Origin of the sequence: Bartonella sp. CE47NXGY (genome assembly GCF_042195415.1) — a bacterium.
GTDB lineage: Bacteria > Pseudomonadota > Alphaproteobacteria > Rhizobiales > Rhizobiaceae > Bartonella.
This window is the reverse complement of sequence record NZ_JBHIOI010000270.1, coordinates 1-590: the sequence shown is the minus strand read 5'-3', so window position 1 is coordinate 590 and position 590 is coordinate 1. Positions and strand designations below refer to the sequence as shown.

General features: G+C 34.1%; 1 pseudogene. It reads right to left on the bottom strand.

Annotation, left to right across the window (positions count from 1 at the left end):
- Window positions 1-376 (bottom strand): annotated as a pseudogene (locus tag ACFIL3_RS11045) (type ISP restriction/modification enzyme); the annotation flags it as partial.
- Window positions 377-590: the final 214 nt, after the last annotated feature.

Genomic DNA, 590 nt, shown 5'->3' with positions numbered 1-590 from the left:
GAAATAACTCTAGAGGGTAGGCAGGGTTGCCAATGGTTTCAACAGCATAACGATTGGCATCATTAACAATGCCACTCTTTTTATCAGTCTTAACACATTGACGCCCCATAACCCATTCAAGAGCGGATTTACCATTAACGATATACTCACAAGCGTCAAGAGGGATATCTGTTATTGTGATATTGTTATTATAAATAACAGTGGTTTTATCTTTCTCTTTACCTGCTTTTGCGAATTTCATTTCAGTCACGTAATAGAATTTTTCTGGATTAGAGATCTCTGTAACTTTTGGATTACCTTTTTTAAAGGTTACGGGATAAGGTTTTACAGTTTCATAATTCACGTGCAAATGATCCAGTTCACGCCCTGTTACAACAGAGTTCCGTTTTCGTATAAGGGGTTTAAGTCTCTTCAAAAGAATTAAAACGAAGCTTATTAAATCCATTTTGAATGAATTGAGAAAAAATGCAGAAAAATGCTAAAAAAGCCGATAATTTTTTCAAAAGTTTTTTAAATGCTGTTTATACGCAGCCCATGAGAGAGATCAGATCAGCAAAATAGTGAAATTTGCTGTTTATTTTATGGAAAAA